This is a genomic window from Pedobacter albus (genome assembly GCF_036324255.1).
Classification (GTDB): Bacteria; Bacteroidota; Bacteroidia; order Sphingobacteriales; family Sphingobacteriaceae; genus Pedobacter; species Pedobacter albus.
On sequence record NZ_JAZDQT010000001.1, the window covers coordinates 1,226,572 to 1,247,136 of the forward strand.

15 protein-coding genes are annotated in these 20,565 nt (G+C 44.2%); 1 reads left to right on the forward strand and 14 read right to left on the reverse strand.

The annotated features are described in order from the left end of the window. The first annotated feature begins 318 nt into the window (after positions 1–318). Positions 319–1,332: a LacI family DNA-binding transcriptional regulator gene (locus tag VRU48_RS05170; protein ID WP_330106857.1), complete on the forward strand. Its 1,014-nt coding sequence runs from the start codon at positions 319–321 to the stop codon at positions 1,330–1,332. A gap of 76 nt (positions 1,333–1,408) precedes the next feature. Here the strand turns inward: VRU48_RS05170 and VRU48_RS05175 are convergent, their stop codons facing one another. The 14 genes from VRU48_RS05175 to VRU48_RS05240 form a co-directional block, all read right to left on the reverse strand. Then, positions 1,409–3,289 (reverse strand): RagB/SusD family nutrient uptake outer membrane protein, encoded by a 1,881-nt coding sequence (locus tag VRU48_RS05175; protein ID WP_330106858.1) that lies wholly within the window; start codon positions 3,287–3,289, stop codon positions 1,409–1,411. 12 nt (positions 3,290–3,301) lie between these two features. After that, positions 3,302–6,454, reverse strand: a complete 3,153-nt coding sequence (locus tag VRU48_RS05180; protein WP_330106859.1) for a SusC/RagA family TonB-linked outer membrane protein — start codon at positions 6,452–6,454, stop codon at positions 3,302–3,304. Between the two features lie 296 nt (positions 6,455–6,750). Then, positions 6,751–8,640, reverse strand: a complete 1,890-nt coding sequence (locus VRU48_RS05185) for a 7TM diverse intracellular signaling domain-containing protein (protein WP_330106860.1) — start codon at positions 8,638–8,640, stop codon at positions 6,751–6,753. Positions 8,641–9,020: 380 nt separating this feature from the next. Further along, the gene (locus tag VRU48_RS05190; protein ID WP_330106861.1) at positions 9,021–9,482 is read right to left on the reverse strand and encodes a MaoC family dehydratase; all 462 of its coding nucleotides are present in this window, start codon (positions 9,480–9,482) and stop codon (positions 9,021–9,023) included. A gap of 10 nt (positions 9,483–9,492) precedes the next feature. After that, a complete protein-coding gene (locus VRU48_RS05195) occupies positions 9,493–9,960 on the reverse strand; it encodes a nucleoside triphosphate pyrophosphohydrolase family protein (RefSeq protein WP_330106862.1) in 468 nt (155 codons plus the stop codon). Between the two features lie 421 nt (positions 9,961–10,381). Then, a complete protein-coding gene (locus VRU48_RS05200; RefSeq protein ID WP_330106863.1) occupies positions 10,382–11,383 on the reverse strand; it encodes a formylglycine-generating enzyme family protein in 1,002 nt (333 codons plus the stop codon). Positions 11,384–11,473: 90 nt separating this feature from the next. Next, on the reverse strand, positions 11,474–12,973 hold the full coding sequence (locus VRU48_RS05205) for an eCIS core domain-containing protein (protein ID WP_330106864.1): 1,500 nt from the start codon (positions 12,971–12,973) through the stop codon (positions 11,474–11,476). Between the two features lie 17 nt (positions 12,974–12,990). Beyond that, entirely contained in the window at positions 12,991–13,902 is a 912-nt protein-coding gene (locus tag VRU48_RS05210; RefSeq protein WP_330106865.1) for a hypothetical protein, read from the reverse strand. Positions 13,903–13,937: 35 nt separating this feature from the next. Further along, positions 13,938–14,369: an eCIS core domain-containing protein gene (locus VRU48_RS05215; protein ID WP_330106866.1), complete on the reverse strand. Its 432-nt coding sequence runs from the start codon at positions 14,367–14,369 to the stop codon at positions 13,938–13,940. Positions 14,370–14,384: 15 nt separating this feature from the next. Then, entirely contained in the window at positions 14,385–15,311 is a 927-nt protein-coding gene (locus VRU48_RS05220; RefSeq protein WP_330106867.1) for a hypothetical protein, read from the reverse strand. A 13-nt stretch (positions 15,312–15,324) separates the two neighbouring features. Beyond that, on the reverse strand, positions 15,325–16,692 hold the full coding sequence (locus tag VRU48_RS05225) for an ATP-binding protein (RefSeq protein WP_330106868.1): 1,368 nt from the start codon (positions 16,690–16,692) through the stop codon (positions 15,325–15,327). Continuing rightward, on the reverse strand, positions 16,679–17,605 hold the full coding sequence (locus VRU48_RS05230) for a hypothetical protein (protein ID WP_330106869.1): 927 nt from the start codon (positions 17,603–17,605) through the stop codon (positions 16,679–16,681). Before VRU48_RS05230 ends, VRU48_RS05225 begins: the two co-directional genes overlap by 14 nt. A 51-nt stretch (positions 17,606–17,656) precedes the next feature. Then, on the reverse strand, positions 17,657–18,484 hold the full coding sequence (locus VRU48_RS05235; RefSeq protein ID WP_330106870.1) for a hypothetical protein: 828 nt from the start codon (positions 18,482–18,484) through the stop codon (positions 17,657–17,659). After that, positions 18,481–20,481, reverse strand: a complete 2,001-nt coding sequence (locus VRU48_RS05240) for a hypothetical protein (RefSeq protein ID WP_330106871.1) — start codon at positions 20,479–20,481, stop codon at positions 18,481–18,483. Before VRU48_RS05240 ends, VRU48_RS05235 begins: the two co-directional genes overlap by 4 nt. Positions 20,482–20,565 lie beyond the last annotated feature (84 nt).

Consider the following 20,565-nt stretch of genomic DNA (forward strand, 5'->3'; position numbering starts at 1 on the left):
AGAACAATACGCTTTATCCGCATAACGCTTTCTTAAACTTTTTACAATCTCTTACCTTAAAATACCAGTCTATTGTATTCAAAAAAGCGTTTTTTAGCTTTTATGGGAGTTTTGGATGTTAGTTTCAAAATTAGATTGCTGTTCATACCATTCAAGTTTATTTTTGGGTTTATCACTATCGATCAAATTAGGAAAACATACAGAAAGGCATGCTGGGTTTTGGGGTGAAAAACCAACAATGCGAACCAAAAACGCATTTCAAACGTTTGAAATTCTTACAGATTTTGCTTAACTATGTGCTGCAGACCGGAAAAGACGATGAGTAACACCCCTATTACCTTAAAGCTACTTGCAGAAAAACTGAAAATGTCAGTATCTACAGTATCGAAGGCGCTCAACAATTACCCCACCATTAACGAACATACCAAAAAGCATGTGCAGGACATGGCCCGGGAGCTGCACTACATGCCCAATAAATCGGCTATTAACCTAAAGGAAAAAAAATCGAGGGTTATTGGCGTGATATTGCCCAACCTGCTCGACCATTTTTTTACGCGCAGCATTTATGGCATTGAGCAGTTTGCTACCCAAAATGGCTATCACATCATCATCAGGCAAACGAACGATGAGCTGGAAGAAGAAATACAATCGGCCGATATGCTTTTGAAAAGCCGGGTTGATGGCCTGATTGTAGCCATTTCAAAAAACACGCAGGATTTTTCGCATTTTAACCAATTCGAAAGCCTCGGCATACCCATTGTGTACTATACACGCAACCCAAGTTTCAACCTCAACTGCCACAAGGTATTAGGCAATACGTTTAAAGGCTGTTATGAGGCTACCGACCTGTTGATTAAAAGAGGACATCGCAAAATTGCTTATTTGGGTGGACCAAAAATGATCAGCTTTACCCACGACCGCTTTAATGGCTACATTAACGCACTGAAAGACAACAACATTCCTTTTGACGCCAATCTGGTAGCCTATACCGATTTTGATAAAGAAAACACCATCGCCGCCATCCAGAAACTATTTGCCGATGGCAATCAGGCCCCTACTGCCTTGGTAGCCTTTAAAGAGCTGATTCTTTTCGATGCCATTAAGTACCTGAGAAGCATCGATCATCCGCAAGTTAAGCAAATAGAATGTATTGGCTTTGGCAATAATTCCTTTATCAGTTATTTAGATCTTCCGCCTATTGCTTCGCTAGAAGAAAATCCCGAATCTGTTGGCGAAAATGCCATTAGTCTGCTCCTCAAACTCATCGATAAGGAAATAAGCATCAAAAACTACCAGAAAGTAATGGTCGACTGCAAACTGGTTGTTCATTAAAAGACATAAAAAAAGAGCAAGTCTATCGACTGCTCTTTTACTGCTCATTAAATGTACGGAAGGAACGGCTAAAATATTATTCAATCTTATCTTTGGCCGGAACGTTCTTCTCGTAGCCACTGTAACCTTTGTTTTGGTTAATGCGACCTTCGGTATTGAAGTTCTGTGCCGAAATAGGTACCGGCCATAAAACGTGGTAAGGTGCTATGCTAAACTTCACGCCTTGCAGGGTTGGTACATGGTTTCTGTAAAAATCGTTTTTCTCGATGATGCGGTCGTAAAAAAAGTTATCGTCAGAGAAATTGCTTAGGCTGTAGGTTTTGCCATTGTAAGCCGGTTTTCCGGTTTGTGCAAAAATGTAGGCAATACGGGTAAGCTCGGTTTTGCGGGGCTCTTCCCAGTATAATTCCCGGGCACGCTCGTCTAAAATGGTACCAATGGTTACTTTGCTGGCATCGGTTAGCAATTGGGCATTGGCTCGGCTCCTTACCACATTGATATCTTGCATAGCCAGGTTCAAATCGCCTTTCCAATAGTAGGCTTCGGCGCGCAACAAATAGGTTTCGGCCAAACGGAATACGTACCAGTCGGTGTTGGTACCACGAGGCGGGTTCCAATACGGATCAACCGCTAAGGCATTGGTAGAGTTGATAAATACTTTATAATGTGGCCAGCCAAACCAGTGGCGAATGGTATCTAGCGCCCCATTTTGGAAACGTTGCGCCACGTTTGAAGCATTGTAAGGTTGCAGTGGCTGACCATACAAGGCCTTATCGGCAGGATTTGATGATGTTTTTAGCGCCGGATTATTGTAAACCAGGTCGGTCATATCCATCCACATGCCTTTGGCGTGGCGATAATCGGTATTGTCGTTCCAAATGTATTGGGTACTGTAAGGCGTACCTCTGTACCTGCCAATACCACGGCCGTACATCCTGGTCAAGGGAATTTCGGCAGTTGCCGCATCCACCATTGCCGTTGCACCCGAAGGTGTTTTTACGTTGGCAAAATGCCAAGCCGGTACGGTGTTACGCATCAGCTGCGAACCCAAGGCAGTAGCCCCCTGACCTTGAAAAACATCTCTATCTAACACCAAGAACAGGGCTTCTTTGTTGGTAGTCAAGGCTTTGTTGTCCATGCGATGCAAATCCCAAACCACGTTTTTAGCAACATCGGTTGCGGTGCTGCCAAAACGAGTCGTCATTAAGGCATATTTGCCACCGTTAATTACGTTATTGGCCGAAGCAATGGCATCGTCAAATTTACCCAAGGCCAGGTTTACCTTGGTAAGCAAATGGCTTACCGCACCTTTGGTTACCTCGCCACGATTTACATTGTCGGTTACCCAGGTTTGGGCAAATTCGAGGTCCGATTTCATCTTGCCCAGGATTACTTCCCTTTTGGTAGAATAAAAATCGGTACGAGGTGCATCCAAATCCTTTAACAACAAAGGCACATCACCAAATTGGTGAACCAAGCGGTAATAGAAATAGGCTCTGTAGAAGTAAGCCGAACCCAAAATGGCATTTCTTTCTGCTTCGGAGGCATATTTGGGCACGTCGATATTGGTAATTACGGTATTGGCCTGTCTAACGCCAATGTAATAGTTGGTCCAATACCAGCCAATTTTATTAAAATCGTCGCTGTTTAAGTTGGCATCGGGTGTGATACGGCTTACCAAGTCTTGTGCAGGCGTACTTTTATCGGTTGTACCTTCTACCGCCACCTCCGAGAAAATGGATTCGGTTAACATTGGAGCCGAATCTCCGAAATATTCTCTTCTTACCATTAGTGCAACGCCATTCAAAGCCGATTTCATGGCATCGGCCGTATTTAGGCTGGATGGCGAGAAAGAAGACAGCAAATCTGAATCGAGGTAAGTTTTTTTACAGCCCACGCCTGCCAACAACAAGGTTGTTAAACAAATCGCGGTTATTTTTTGATGTATTTTTTTCATCTCTTTCAACTATTATAAGGAAACATTTAAACCTAAAGTGTAATAACGTGGGGTTGGGCCGTTGTTTTCCGGATCCCAGAAGTTCCAATCTTTCGTCCATACAGCTGCGTTATTTACGTTAGCATAGATTTTGGCACTTTTCACCCTGATTTTGCCCAACAAGTCTTTTGGTAAACTGTAAGCTAAGGCCACCGAGTTTAGCCTGATAAAAGAGTTGTCCCGGTATACGTTAAAGCTGGTACCACTGGTGCCTGAGTTTAAGCGTGCATAATCGTTAAGCGGATTGCTTGGTGTCCAGTAAGGCACAACATAAGAGTTCTGACGGGCAAAGCCTACCGAACCCGGCTGGTTTTTCGCCGTGTTGTATTGTTTCAGCTGGCCCCAGTTTGACAGCAATTGGAACGACACATCGAAGTTCTTGAAGATGTTGAACTCATTGCGCATCGCAAAAATGTAACGCGGCGTAGTGTAGCCAAAAAACTGCTTGTCGTTATTGTCGTACACATAGTTTCCGTCTACGTCCTGCAATTTGAAATCGCCTGGCTTAATGGCCGCCTTGGTGTATTTGGCAGCTTCGGCCATTTCGTTTTCCTGCCATACACCCAAGATTTTGTAATCCCAAACTACGTTGATATCTCTTCCGATAAACCAACCGTTTCCAATATCATCGGCAGGGAAAGCCAATTGTTCGATTTTGTTTCTCGAAAAAGACATGGTAAAGCTGGTATTCCATTTAAAGTTTTCGGTATTCATGTTCCTGCTGTTCAGACTGATGTCCATACCATGGTTTTTGATCTTGGCCAAGTTCGAATACACATAGCCATAGCCCGTTACATCCGGAACGTTTTGCCTCACCAACAGGTTGCTGGTGGTTTTATCGTACAAATCAATCGAACCACTGATCCTGTCTTTTAAAACAGAGAAATCCAAACCAACGTTAAAGGCCTTGGTTTCTTCCCATTTGAGGTTTGAGTTAGCCATGCGCGTACCGTTAGCCACGGTATTGGTAGAAGCCGCTACCCCACTGCCATTCGTCGAAATGTATTTATCACCGGCTAAAATGGCCAATGCTGCATAAGGATCGACGGTACCATTATCGATATTGCGCAAATCGCGGTTACCATTGATACCATAAGAAAGACGCAGCTTACCATAATTTAACCAGTTGATGTTTTTCATGAACGATTCTTCGGTAAAGGTCCAAGCCACTGCCGCGGCCGGGAAAGTTGCCTTTTTAAAATTCACGCCAAACACCGAGTAGCCATCTCTTCTAAGCGATAAGGTCAAGTTATAGCGGTTCATCAAGCTATAGTTTAACCTGGCCATCAAGGCATTGCCGGTATATACTTTATCTTCGCTGCTTACCGTTGGCGTAGTTCCGGCGCCAATGTTGTGATAGCCCAATACGTCGCTCGGGGTAAAACCCTGGTTGCCTGCCTGTGTCCACCAGGTTTGATATTTCTCGGCATTGGCCAAGAGGGTTACATCAAAACTGTGGATTTTAGCAAAGGTTTTGTTCCATTTCAACAGGTTATCTACCTGCCAATTGTAACGCGTTTCTTGGGCTCGGGTTGCCGAGCCTCCAGGTGTTAACACATTGGGATTTTGCGAAGAAGCATGGTTGAATGTACGGTACATATCAATACCAGGGCTGAAGTTTAACTGATACGTAATGCCAAACGGAAGATTTACCTTGCCAAACAAACTGGCAAACAAGGTATTTTGCTTGTTCATACGGCTGTTGTAAGTCATGTCCAAAAATGGGTTTCTGGCATTTAAACCGGTATCGTCTGTAGGAATACGGCGCAAACTGCCATCGGGATTGTACATATCGCCATAAGGAGAAAGATTGATCAGCTGGCTCCAGTCGGCCTCAATAGCGCCTTCATCCCTATCGGCATACTGCACATTGGCACCAACCGTTAAGAACTTGGCCACTTGGCTTTCTAAATTCAGACGTGTTCTTACCGTGCTGTACTCGCCATTTTCAATCAGGTTCTGGTTTTTTTGGTAACCTAATGACATATAATAGCTGATTTCTTCCTTGCTGCCACTCATGCTGATGGTGTGGTCTTGGCGAAAGCCTGTCCTGAAAATTTCGTCGTACCAATCAACGGTTTTACCAGCCAGGTAATTGGCTTTTTCGTTGGCAACCAGACCCAGTCTGTTTAACCAAAGGTCGACCGGATCGCTAGTGGTTTGTCCGTTTAGCCATTGGGTCATGGTTACGCCTGCAGGCAAACTTCTAGGATCGTTGTATAAATAAGCAGGCGTTGTGGCACCGCTTCGCATCACGTCGGCTCTCCAGTCTAAAAAGCCTTGGCCGGTGTAGGGCCTCATGTTCTGCGCCAATTCGGCAAAACCTACATTGGTATTGAAGTTAATGCTTGGTTTTGAGCCCTTGCCTTTTTTAGTGGTGATGGCCACTACGCCAGTTGCGGCCTTGGCTCCATAAACCGCCAAGGAACTGGCATCTTTCAGTACGTCGACCGTTTCGATATCGTTGGGGTTGATATCTGCCAGCTGACCGTTGTAGATAATGCCATCTAATACAATTAAGGGCGAACTGCTTGCCGTTAAGGTAGATTTGCCACGAACCAATAAATCGCCACCACCTTTGGCACTCGTGTTCAAACTTACGCTTAACCCCGCAATATTGCCTTTTAAAATGTCGGCCACGCTTTGCGGATTTTCATTTTCCAGTTGTGTAGCCTTCACACTCGAAATGGCACCGGTAACGTCTTTTCTGTTGGCGGTTCCATAACCGATTACTACGACCTCAGAAAGGCCTTTGGCATCTTCTTCCTCCAAGCTTACCGTAATATTGGTTCTTCCAGCCAATTCTACTTCCTTGGTTTTATAGCCGATGCTGGTAAATACAAGTACGGCATTCGGGTTGTCTGTTTTCAATACAAAACGGCCATCGGCATCGGTAACTACCGAAAGCTGTGTACCCTTAACCTTTACACCTACACCTGGCATGGCTACTCCACTGGCGTCTTTTACCGTGCCCGTGACGTCAACACGAGACTTGGTTTTGAGCCCCCATAGTTTGCCTGATTCGATCGTGCTGGAAACAGCAGATGCATTTGTTTGCAGAAATAAACACCAGAGCAGTGTTATTGAAATTTTCTGCAAAATTCTTTTGGATAGAATTTTACTCATACAGTTAAAATTTGGTTTGTTGATTAGCTCCAAAAAATTTGGTTGAGTAAATATAGAGCAATAGCCTTTACAAATGCAAGCAAAAAATAACCATAAATATCTGATATATAATTAGTTACATAAATTTTGATACACTTTAAGCGCAAGCCGTAAAAAAGCTAATCGACTGATTTTTTGCACAATACGCCGATTGCAAAAAACAAGAACAATACGCTTTGTCCGCATTAAAAAAAATGCAAAAAAATTAACTTAAAGTTATTAACAGTTGAGATACTTGGTGTAAAATTGACAATAAGCTAGGCTTGCTTATCGAGCACGAGTTTGCTCCAGCCAGATTTACCTACACCTTTCAGGTCTTTTTTGCGCTCTTCCATCACCTTTTTAACCTTGGCAGCATAGGTCCAGCAGGTGCTTTGTCTAATGCCAAGCTTTTCGGAAAGCTTATGTGAAGAAATGGCCCCTTTGTGGTTGTACATGAGATACACCAGATAAAACGCCTTATTGATGGGTATACGGTTGTTTTCGAAAATAGTTTGGTGCAACACCGACTCTTCATAGGCGCACTTGGTGCAGCGCCTGTTGAAAGGCACTTTGCCATTACAGTAGCTGCTGTTGCCACATTTGATGCACTTATAACCGTGCTCCCATTTCATGTCGGCCAAAAACTTGTAGCAGGAATCGCGGTCGGGATATTTTTGGCTAAACTCATCGAAATCGAGTTCGGTAGCATTTACACGGGCATCGGTTACCTTTTCGATGTTGGTTTTTAAGGTAATGTTGTCTTTTTCTAAAAGGATATTCATCCTCGATATTTCTTCGGCCTGCTGCTCTAGCAAGGTATTTTTAGAAAGCAGCTCTTCATTCTGGTGTTCGATGGTGATGTTTTGCTGCAATAGTTCTTCGGCTTGCTGCTGTACTTCCCTGGTCCGTTCGGCCACCTTAACTTCAAGCTCTCGGTTAATGCTGTCTTTCAAGTCGGCATTCACCTGCATCTGTTTGATGATCTGCTTGCGGGCATTTTCCTTTTTCTTCTTAAGCAAACGCACCTGATCGCCAATGGCAAAAGAGAGCAGCACCATTTCGAGCAAAAAGCCAAACGTGAGGCTGTAATAGCCCAAAGCCCCCGGAATATGGCGCGCCCAACCTAAAATGTGGATCACTTTGATCACAAAGCCCAAAAACAAGAAAAAATAACCCAACACAAAGAAACGGGCCGGCCTGTACTGCTTTTTCCACCAGATGTAAATACCGGTATAGAAACCTACAGAAAGCGGAATAAACTCCAAAAACTTATACTTGAACCAGTCGTTGTTATAGAAAAGGCAAAGCAGGAAAAATGCCAGTCGGGCAATAAGCAATACATTGATGAGCTGGTTTAGCCTTGGCGCCTTTACCTTGACGTGCAACAGCTCCTTGGTAAAAATAAGGCCAAAAGAACTGATGAAATACAGCGCCACGCCATAGGCATATTCGTTCCATACCGGATGTTTTGGCCACAGGTACTGAAAAGCAATACCATCGGTCGACATTTCGTACAAGCCCACACTTAAGATATACAATATATAAAACAGATACTGTCTTCGCTTTACGGCAATGAACATTAACAGGTTATGGAAACTGAAAATAACGATCATGCCGTAAAAAAAGCCGTAGGTAAAATATTCGGTTAAGCCATACTGGATAAAACGCTCTACGGTTCTGAAAACAATGATTACGTTGACCTGGTCTTTCGATTTGACCTTGAAATAATAGTAGTACTCTCCTTTTTTGGTGCTATTGACCAGAAATTCGAAATTCTTGTGCTTGTAAAGCCGATCGGTAAAGTTGAGGTCGGCACCGGTCTTGCTCTGCCTGTAAATGCCGTTATCGTCGGGCATATAAGCCTCGATATGGTCGGTAATCTGATCGAAAAACTCAATGACAGTGGCACGGTTCAGGTCTTTGGTAAAATTTACCTTCACCCGGTACCAATAGCTTGACGAACGGTTATAGTTTTTGGGATAATAATTGATGTTTTTCTGAAAGCGATTGTGAAAGACCGAACTGCTGATTTCGCCAAAGGTTAGCTTATTGCTGGCGTCTTCAAGGCAAACTATTTCGTCGGATTTGAAAATATGTTCGGGAACGGTATCATTGATGACAATGGTTTTTTGCGCATACAATTGCCCAAAGCCAAATACCAGCATACATAAAACGGAAAGTTGAAATAGTCTTTTTAACATGTCAGCCAATACACCGAGTTGCGCTTATTAAAATCTTTATTACTTGGTAAAAAGTTGTGGTTTGATTTCTATTTTAGGAGCTTAAATATATTAACAATTAATTAATATTTATCAGTAGTCGAAGCAATTCAGCCTCCACTTTACAAATTAGCCGTTCCCTGATGAAAAGATTTCCGATTTATCTGTTGCTCCAGTGATGCAGAACGTGGCTCCTTTTGATAACCAGCTTTCTGGCAATACGTTTATAAGAACGAAAACCGAAGTGGCGAATAACGAATAACAAAACAAGCCAAAAAAAATGCCGGCTCAAGTCCGGCATGATATCTTTAGCAATGAATTTTGGCTTAAGCCGTAAAATGGTACAGGAACAATACATCGCCGGTAAATGCGGGTTTGGCCTGGTCTTTAATTTCTAAGGTAATTTCGATACTCACCTTGGTAATCCCCCTCAGGTTGGCTATCGTTTTTAACTTGGCCCTTAAACGCACTTGGCTATCAACCACTACAGCCTGGCCAAATTTGAGGCTTTCGATGCCATAATTGATTTCCATTTTAAGGTTGTGGATTTCGGCAATCTGTTTCCACAAAAAGGGAACCAGCGAAAGCGTGAGGTAGCCATGGGCGATCGTTGCTTTGAAAGGACTTTCTGTAGCGGCCTTTTCGGTGTCGATGTGGATCCACTGATGGTCTAACGTGGCATCGGCAAATTTATTGATTTGCTCCTGATCAATGGTATGCCAGCCAGAAACACCCAGCTCCTGCCCCAAATAGGCTTCAAATTCGTTATAGTTACTAATTTTTATCATAATAGGTAGGTTATTTAAGCAAGCCTTTTAAATCGGCCGGCGAATAATTGATAGATTTCAGGGTTTTATGGTCGCCATCGCGATAAACCAGGAATTTAGAATCGATTTCCTTATAATAAGCATCTACATTGCTGTTGTTTTTGTAGTGGGCGATGGTTTGGTTGGCTTCTTCTACGGTGTGGCAGGCTTTGCTCATGTTAGAGCGGTGCACTTCGTCAAAAAGCGTTTTAAACCGGTCACCTAAGCCAAATTCCAACACTGCACCCGCCAATACATACTGCAAATCGCAAAGTGCATCGGCAACTTCCACCATATTACCTTCATTTACCGCATCTTGCAGTTCTTTGAGTTCTTCGGCAATAAGGTCTATCCTTAACTGGCATCTTTCCTTGGCAGGAATGGTGGCCTGCTCCAAAATGGGATGCTTAAAGGTTTTATGAAATTCGGCAACTTGGCTCAATGCATTTAAATCTTCCATCTTATTCTTGATTTGAAGTGCTAAAGTTGCATAATTTATAGTGCCACGCAAATTTTCTTATCAACAACCTTGCTATATTGTTGATACCTAGCAACGTTGAACAGTAAGCGGTTTTCAGTTCACAGTTTTCGGTTAGCAATTAGCAGTTTTAATCCACAACCATTGACTAAGGTTTTCTAAGGCGTCTTAGGTGGTAAAAATAAACCATTAAGGCATTTAGTGAGTTTCTGTTAACAGTTTTCAGTTTTAATTCACAACTATTGGCTAAAGTTCTCTAAGGTGTCTTAGGCGGTAAAACAAACCATTAAGGCATTTAGTCGGTTTTCAGTGCACAGTTTTCAATTAACAGCTTTATAATCCACAACCATTGGCTAAGGTTCACTAAGGTGCCTCAGGTGGTAAAAATAAACCATTAAGGCATTTAAGGCGCTTTATCGCTCACGCACCTAAACCCCAAATTATTTGAACCGCTGTTAATTTCGCCTTTGCCACGGCTACCAGCCCGATAACGAATGCAATACTGATCGCTGCAAAGGAAAGAACCGCCACGCTGCACCCTTTTCACCGTTCCAGGCTCGTCGGGATCATAGCTATCGGCAGGCCCTTTCGGATTAACAGATGGACTTTGGGCATAATAATCAGGCCTATAAAAATCGCTGCACCACTCCCATACATTGCCATCCATATCGTACAAACCAAAGGCATTTGGCGGGAAAGATTTTACAGGTGCTATACCTTTAAATCCATCTTCCAAGCTATTTTTTTGAGGAAATTCGCCCTGAAAAATATTGGCTACCCATTTGCCTCCCGGTTTTAGCTCATTGCCCCAATAATATTTTTGTCCTGTTTGACCTGCCCTTGCCGCATACTCCCATTCGGCTTCGGTAGGCAAACGCTTACCCGCCCATTTGGCATAAGCTTCGGCATCGGTATAGCTCACATGGACCACAGGTTCATTAGCCTTGTTTTGGCTTTCTGGTCCAAAAGGATGCTGCCAATTGGCCCCTGCAACATAGGTCCACCAGGCCAGGGGCTGATCGAGTGGCACGGCATGGTCGGGTGGCGTAAATACGGCCGAGCCTGGCACCAATGCCTTAGGGTCTACACCGGGAAAATCTTTGGGGTCTAACGTACGCTCGGCAACGGTTTGATAACCAGTAGCCTTTACAAAACGTTCAAATTCGGCATTGGTTACTTCGTGCTCATCCATCCAAAAGCCATTTACCTTTACCCGATGGATGGGTTGCGCATCTGCAAAACTAGGATCGCTGGTACCCATGGCAAATTCGCCACCTTTAATCCAAACCATCTTGGTTAAATTCTTTTCTTGTGGGCTCTGATGGCTATTTTGGATAGGTTTAGAAGTACAGCTTGCCAAAACAGAAAGGCAAATAAAGCTGTAAAGAATGGATTTTGTTTTCATGGCATGCCTAATATACGCACTCTGCTTCGATTTGGCGCCTTGCAATCAGAAATTTGCACAACTACCCTATTTCCAATCATGAAAAAATGATTAGGCAACTCCAATTTTGGTATTTACCTGATGTTCAAAATACCCTTCTCTAGGCCGCATGCCTCTGCCTAAGAAAAGTCCCATTTTCATGCCCATGCTCTCTAACATGCCACTAGGCGATTGAACGGCTGTTGCTTCATAACCCCTTGCCTCATGTGGAATCATCAAACTATTGGTAGCGGCCGCACCGTAAGCTGCATTTTCGGTATTAATAACACCCCCTCTTAAGTTGGGTATAATGTGAAGTCTTTCTAAAGGCATCCAATGCGAAATCAGGTTGTAAACAGATCCGAATGCCGATCCTGGCGTTTCCATTTTCGTTCCCGGGGCCAACATCGTACCCGGATTCAAAGAGTAACCATGAAATAAGCGGGAAATACCGCTTACTACACTGCCAATCGCTCCCCCAATGTTGTAGGCAAAAACCAATCCTCGGTTAATGAGGCTTCTTCCCAGCCTACGCTTCATACCCTCTACCACACCTGCCACCAACAAATTAGAGAAAGGGCCCGACATGAGCATTGAAAAGGCCAAATCGCCTATGGCATCGGCCAAGGAACCCCTAGACAACACTGTTAAAAAAATATTGGCTACCCAAACCGGAACGCCAAAAGTTGATACGATAAACGAACTTAACGAAGCACCCAATAGGTTGAGCACTTCTGGATGGTGTTGCATAAACCGCACTATTTCTTCAATCTTAGAGAGCATTCCACTATTTCCGGTCATTGATAGCAACAACGAGAATCCATCATAAAGCAGGCCTTTAGAAAATAAGTCGACCACTTCGAGTAGCCAGCCTGCAAAATATTGCGAAGTACGTCGCGCATCAGTAAAAAAGGGATCGGTAACCAGTCTATTGTAGTGCAGCTGCACGGTAAGCGAGCTATCCGTTCCAAGCATAGCGCCAGTACTGTAAAGACCGTTCCTTTCAAATGGCAAAATCAAGCCACTTGGCCTAGGCATGGCAGTTTTTAATTGTGTGATGCCCAAAGAGCTCAAAATGGAAGATTTACTGAAAGAAGCTTTGTAGCCCATGGTGTCTGCCTCGCTTTCTAGTGCCTGGCTATCATTAATATTTACGCCACTATGCAGCTGCATAGTTGGCTGCACCCTGCCCTGTTTTTGCTGCACCACGTGCCAGGCCTCGTGTGGCAGGTGCTTTTCCTGTCCAGGGGCCAAGTGGATGTTTGAGCCCTGCGCATAGGCATGTGCATTAAGTTGGGCAGGCTTGGAAGAATTATAGTGCACTTTCACATCGTCCATGCTGTGGCCCGAAAGGTTTTCGATGCCAGTTTTAAGCTGATCTGGCAAACCACTTTTATTGGGTTTTCTTTGTACTGGCCGATAATCAGCCAAATAGCCTTGCCTACTTTCTATGTTGCCTTCGGCTTTATTGCTTTTCAGCTCAAACGTAGATTCACCCTGACTTGTCAGCCCTGCGACAGCCCTAGTAGCCGTTTCTGGCTTTTTAGTGAAAGTTTGGTTTGCAGCTGGCATGGTAAATTTAGATAGCGCTATTTAACGAGGTGTTTTTGTATTTTGCTCAGGCTTTTCATCCACAACGACATCTGTGTAGGCGTTTTTACCCAAGCAGGAGGCTGAAGTCCGCCGGCGGTCATTACATCGCCCACATTGCTGGAGCAACTGTTGCTTAAAAGCCGATATTGTCGCTCTTCCCTCGTGAGTTGGTTTACGCGCGTAAGTGCCATCGCACTATTGTGCATTGGTACATTAACCGTTGCCAGCCGGCCTTTTTTGGCATTGAAACCTTCAAAATGCCCAAGCGTGGCTCCAGCATCATCTATATCTAAGGGACGTGCCACAGTAGTCAACAGTTGCTGGGTGCTTAAGCCTCCGTTTAATTGCTGATCCATTGCGATCCCATTTACCGAAGCAACAGAATGGCTAAAAAGATGCCCTTTGTTAACTAGTCCCACCCCCATGCTTGTACGTTGGCCTTTTCCCTGTTGCAAGACATCGATATTATGATGACCTCCAATAAACGGACCACCGAACATTTTTTTATAGGCAAGATAGCCAAGTGCGCCTGCCGTTGCACCCGCCAATAACGATGCTCCGGCAACCATGCTCCCGACCGCAGCGGCGCCACTTGCCAAGGTAGACAAGCCAACACCGCCCAATGCCGATCCCACTGCCGAAGCTCCACCTGCTACCAATGAAGAACCTCCAAGCCATGAACCCAATGCTCCGGCACCAGCGGCTATACCCGTACCCAACATGGTACCGGCTTTTCCAAGCAGGCTAAACTGTATGCTGGAGCCATCCGAATTTACCGGCGCACTAGTTTTTAACTGTTTCTTGCCTGAAGAACGATTATCTTTAAGCTGAACTGCAGCCTTATTTACCGAAGCAGCCGTTACAGTGTGGCTTCCCTGGCTTTCTTTCTGATAAGAATAACTAGACATCTTTTTCAATTTTAAGTATTAATAACTATTCCATTCTAACCTGAGAGCGCCTTGGCCCCCATTCTATCGGCTTCTTGCTCTAAACCATCATCATCGTTGATGTTTACTTTCGATTTAAGTTGCTTGGTAGGTTTCACCCGACCCTGCTTTTGCTGCACCACGTGCCAAGCCTCGTGTGGCAAGTGCTTTTCCTGACCTGGCGCCAGGTGGATGTTCGAACCCTGCGCATAGGCATGTGCGTTGAGTTGGGCGGGTTGAGCAGAATTGTAATGTACTTTTACATCGTCCATGCTGTGGCCCGAAAGGTTCTCGATACCTGTTTTGAGCTGATCGGGCAAGCCGGTGTGATTGGCTTTCCGCTGTATAGGGCGATTGTCTTCCAACCTGAGTCCTGCGCCATTTTGAGCAGTTGGCTCAGCGCGCTGAACTGTGGCGCTTGCTTTTGCTATTGAACTGTATGCTGCCATATCGATTCTACTGATTTATTTTTTCGGTCCTTTTCCTTCTGCATCGACATCCTTTTTAGCAGTCTTTTCTAAATTTATGCCTCTAAATGCAGGTCCCTTTGCAGGTCTCAATACCCAGCGCCTACCCAATAAGACAATCGGCATAGATTGCAACATCATTCCTAAAAAGTGCATCACTGCTGGTGCATAAGAGCTTCCTCCGGCTAAAAATAACGGAACCGAACCCAACTGAAATCTTGTATACAAGGCCAATAATTTAGTGGGCTTCTCATTGTTCATGGCGGCCAATCCAAAAGTTTCTAATGCCTTGATCATGTATTTGGCCGCATCCATGGGCAGCTTGTTTCCAGCCATGGCCTGCATCGCATTCTGAAATATCAATTGATGGCACCACCTAGGTACAATTCCCTGACTTAGCAACCGGTGCAATTCCAAATCGAAATAAATCCTGGCCTGATCTGTTGGCGTAAAAACAACGATATTGGGTCCAAAAAAATAATGGGTAGTATAGCCCTTCAAACCGGCAAACATTTCGCTTGTAAAACTGCCTGGTTTGAAAAGAAATTTCCTGATTTTTTTGGGCTTATGGTGCTTTGGTGGCGCATTATTTTCTACTGGTGGCTGATAAGGTACCATATTGTTTTGCGGAGGCTGATAAGGCACTATGGCATTTTCTTGGGGAGCAACAAACTGTTGCAATTGCTGTGGCGGAATTGGCACCGGTATTTGGGGCAACTGGTCAAATGCGGTAACGATTAGCTGTTTTGCATATTTCTTTCCAGTATTAAAAGCATTGCGAAACATACCTTGTACCACACCCTTGCCATTGATGATTTTGGCCTGCAATGGGTTTCTATTGTCGGGCAGGTAATTGCAATTGTTGTTAGTTGTTCCGACTGGCCTGTAATTGGATCCGTTTTTTTGATTTGAATAGCTGTGCATTAGGCTTTAGGATTTAATTAGATGTTGTGGTCAACAGATTCAGTGTTTTATTTTCTTTTTTAAATTCACGTTTCAAACCAGTAAGCAGTTCGTGTTGGCTTACCTCGAAACTGTTTCGCCTAATAGCCGACAAGGCGCAGTAGCGTAAAATATTGATGATGGAACCTCCTGCAATTTCGTATTCTTCGGCCAGGTGCTGCAGGTCTATTTCGGGCGATAAAGTAAATTTGCCCGAGAAGGCATTGTTCCAAAGCTGTTGGCGTTCCTGTGGCGATGGCATGCCGAAATAAATGGTAGACTGGAACCTTCTCGAAAAAGCTTCGTCCATATTGCCTTTTAAATTGGAAGCCAAGATAACCACACCCGGAAAATCTTCAATCTGTTGCAACAAATAGGCCGTTTGTTGGTTGGCATGCCTGTCATTGGATGAAGTGGCCGTAGTACGCTTGCCAAAAAGCGCATCGGCTTCGTCAAAAAACAAAATCCATTTCTTTTCTTTGGCTACCTCAAAAATGCGCGACAGGTTTTTCTCGGTTTCGCCGATGTATTTGGAAACAATCATTGAAAGGTCTACCCGATAAACATCGCGTTGCGTGGCCTTGCCCAACAAGGTTGCCGTTAGGGTTTTGCCCGTACCTGGCGGACCATAAAACAAGGCCCGATAACCCGGTTTAATCTTTTTGTCGAAACCCCAATCGCTCATCAGCAACTCGCCATGAGATAGCCAGGTGGTAATTTCGGCTAGTTGTTCGCGTACCAAGTCGTCTAACACCACGTCTTCCCAACTCATGGGCGTGGTAATTTTTTTGGCCGGAAATACACTGCTGTGCTCAGGCCCGTTTTTTTGGCCTGTATAAAAATAATGCAACCAGCTTTCGCTAAGACTTAAAATACCGTTGAGCTTGGGGATATGGTCGTCGGTAGTGCCCAGCGTCACGATCTGTTCTTTCATCAAGCTATTTTCCTTTTGAAAAAGACGGCTTACCATTTGCCGGTTTGCAGGATCTAAAGCGGTTAGCAAGAAACAGATAGTTTGTCCCGTAGGCAAAAAACCACTGTGATTTGGGGCAATTACACCACCAAATTCGGTATACCCCCGATCAGTTCGGGCATTTTTGCCAAAAAAAACATCCAATATTTCTGGCCTCACATGTGGCGCCATGGCCATGGCAATGGTGAGGCGCTGGTAAATATCCAATCCCAACTCATTGACCATAGAGGCATAAGGCGTGGCCGATTCAGACCAATCGGGAACAGGAATATCATACCAATTGTTTTCATGGCCTTCCTGTAGCAAATAGCTGCAAATGACCTGTTCAATGACCTGATCAAGCCAATGGAGTTCTATTAAAACCGTAGTTGCATTTTCAAGATGTTCCATAATCTACAAATAACCTTTCAATATCGTCGGTATTGGCATCTGTCCAAGCAAAATAGTCTAGGGCATTGTTGGCGTTGAGCTGGTTTTTCTGCATCATGTCTAGCAGGCTGGCATGGGCATGGGCCGGTACATGTACCCGCAAAGCCGTAGTTTGCGCATATCTTTCGTAATTGTAGAACTGCAAAGCCCAATGTTGCTTATGGCTCTTTTCCCTAATCAGATCGGAGATGAAAAGCTCTTGCTTGCTATCTTGTACCACCAATTTTTTGGCCTTGAAAAAGCACGGACTGCCACTTTGGTCGTGATGATTGCAGGCAATATCCCTAGCCAGTATGGTTTTTGAGGAAGGGTCGCCAAAGAGATCGACCAGGCTTTCGTTTTCCTCGTTGGTCGCTATTTCAAGTTCGCCCTTTTCGCTATCGGAAATAGCCAAGCTCCATGAGGATGCACTGGCGCTTTCGGTAACTACATAAACCTCCCTAAACGAGTAATAGGTATGGGTAAGTTTGATGATGAGCTGTTTTTCTAGTTGGGTCCAATTGGCTATCCGTACCGATTCGGGCGCGATGCACTTAAAAATATAGCTTCCCTGGCCATCAAATGTCAGGATCTGCCGGCTGTATTCAAACTCTCCATCCAATGCCGAATTACCTTTGCTGCGCACGGCATAAGGTTTGCTTACCCCATCAGAAAAATTCCAAACCACCGGACTAAGCTTGGCGCCGATCGAAAACTCCACATCGTCTTCATCGATGAGCCTGTTCCTGAAAATATTGCCCAACAGCACCATTTCTCCATTCACGATCTGAAAAAAATCGCCGGGATAAATGCTTTCTTCCAATGGCCTAACGGGAATAAATCCGCCGGTAGCCCTATAGAATTTTTTAAAAAAATCTTTATAAAAATCAAGCATGATGCCATGTTTTAAATGGCCACTCTACTAAAAAAGAGTGGCCATATTGGTTTATGCCGAAAGAATTGCAGCCGTACCTGCGGCCAAACTCAATTGCAATGATTTCAGTTTGATCTGTGCCTTGGCCAAATCGGCTTTGGCTTTGTTCAACTGGTGGTTGGTTTCGGTGCTGGCTTTTGAAGCATTGTCGAAGGTAATAACCGCCGTTTCGTAGGCCGCATTGATCAAGTCCTTCAAACAATCCTGCGATGTGCCAGTTTCTTTTTCTTTTTGGTCGATGGTGAGTACTTCATACAAACTAACGGCCTGAAGATATTCTAAAGACGAGGCAGCTTCGGCTTCTGCATTGGCAGTTTCTGCCGCCAAGGTAGATTTGAGGGCAACCAATGCCAAACCCACGGCATTGTTGGCATCTGTACCGGCATCGGCCAACAGTTGCAACACATCGTCGTTGATATAAGGAATGAGGCTTTTTGCCCTGAGCACCATGCCTCGTAACTTATCAATTACCGTTGCTGAATAAATCAGCTTGTCGATAACCAATTTAATCTCTGCAGAAAGCGCTATGGTTTTTTGGTCGGCTTCGGCAATTTCATCCAAGGCAATCTTCGAATTTTCCTTTAAGCTCAAGGCATTCTGCAAAATCTGATCGAGCAGGGTTTTATTGCTCAATGTTTGTGCCTTACTACTGCTTGCATTGTTTAAAAAGCCCTGAAAATGGATCGATTTGTCGTTAAGCGAATTGACCACGGCCTGCAGTTGTTCTACATCGTGCTCGGCGTCATTTACCTGATTGCTCAATGCGTCTAGCTCGGCTTTGCTTCTTTCGTTGATGCCATACTTCTCGGTGGCATTTAACGCTATGGAGTTGATGATCATTTGGTTTTGGTTTTAGGAGTGTAAATAAAAGGACTAGTGGTTTCAAAGGCAGAAAGGGCATTGGTAAACTGGCCGTTCTGGTCTTCCATATTGGCATAGGCCAATACAACCGGAATATAGGAAGCGCCTTTGACCAAGGGATTGCCAAAATTATCGGTCGTATTTTCATGGATTTCCATTTTGCCTTTAACCAATGCCGCTGCGCTATCGCCCTTTTCTTTTTTGTCTTTCGAATCGACGGTTTTTTGAGGAACCACTTGACTGTAATTGGCACTGGTGATCTGCTCTGCTATCATCAGGTTAAAAAAGAAGCCAGGCTGTTCCTGGATTTTTTCTTCCATAGCACGTTGCAGCCTGTTTTGATTGACCTTATTATTTCTCAATTTCCTTTCTGCCTCCTCAATCTCTTTAAGAATAGCATCGATTTGGGTCTGCAATTCGGTATTCTTGGCTGAGGAACTGTCCTGATTTTCCTTGTTTTTATCTTTTTTAGCCAAGGCAAGCTGTGCATCGTTGGTGCTTTTTTCTTCCCTAAGCCCATCAAGACTGTTATTTAGCGATACAATTTGCTTTTGCAAGTCGGCAATAGCCGGCGCATAAACCGCACTCATCTTTTCCTGCAGTTCTACTTCTTTTTCAATATTGCGCAAACCACTCTCTGTGAGCATGTTTTTGTTACCAACTATGCAGTTAGGGAGAAACATACAACGATATTCTACATTGTAAGACGCTTTCTCCAAAAGTTCGAACGTGAGCACATTTTCTACGCAGGTTACTGCTTTAGGTGCCATCAGCTTATTGCTCAGCATAAAAGCTACCGAAGGCGCAGAAAGGATATCGCTATAACTATTGATTGTTTTTTTGTATTCGTCGGTCAGCACCACCAGTACAAAAGCCACGTATTTAGTACCTACTTCTATCGAATTGCCGTCTGTATCCCTTAAAGATGCCGTGTAAAAAATATGCTCCATCGGTTTGTCGTCCGATTTGTCCTCTACCCTATAGTAGCATTTCTTGGTTGGATCGGCAGTAAGCAACAAAGTTTCGGCAGCCGTAATAGAAAAAGTAGCCTGGCTGCTTTCTTTGACCAGCATGATGTAATAATCTTCAACAACCGAGCTGTTTTTGGGCTTGTTGCTCAGCATCGTCAGCGCTTGATCAAATGGAGGCTGATAAGGATTGAACCTGACCACATAAGAGCAGTTGTCTTTTTTGTCGTCGTCGAAATCGCTGCTGTTTAAAGCCACCGATACCAAATTGAGGTTAAGCACCTTATTATTGAGGTTATAAGCCCTTCTGGTTGCAAAATAATCGACATTGATAAATTCCAGGTCGCCTTCGGCTTGTTTTTCTACCACGTTGGCAGTGGCCAAGGCCTCGTTGCAATCGGCCAGCGATTTGGCGGTCGCCTCAAAATCGGAAGTAGTAACGGCCAATATCGAGGCAATCGAATCGTCGGTTAATTTGGCTTGATTGGCTACTTCGTCGGCACTTACCGCAGCGGTTAAGGTAGATACTTCCCTGCCCAATTGCGAAAGCTTTTTGGCATCGTAAGCCGTGTCAATCATCAAATCGTAAGCGATGCGGCTCTGCTTGTAGATTTCGCTTCCATAATCCGAAGAAGTAAGCATGGTTAAAATGCCACCTACATTTTTGGAAAGCTTGGCAACCGCATTAGACAATACCTGGATATTGGCTGCACTGGTAGCCGCATTGGTAATGGCTTGTGCCGTAAACTTTTTCTGCTGGTTGGCGGCATTCAGCACATTGAAAGAAACATTTCTGTCGTTTACCGCCTGTTGCTTTACTTTTTGCTGAAACAAATAAACATCGCCAGCTTCTTTGAGCTTGCTTTCGGCAGTGATGCGACCGGCTTCTTTATAGTAAAGCGTAAACATCGCCGCATTTAGGCTCGATTTAGCACTTTTTTGCTTCTGGTCAAGCTCTCGCAAGGAGCTTACCACCGTAGCATAAAGATTTTCATTGTAAGAATTCATATCTGTTATTTTAATTTTTAACGTTCTGTTTTTTAGCATTTAGGATAGACCAATCGGCTAACCGCTATCTGCCCTGATCAATGG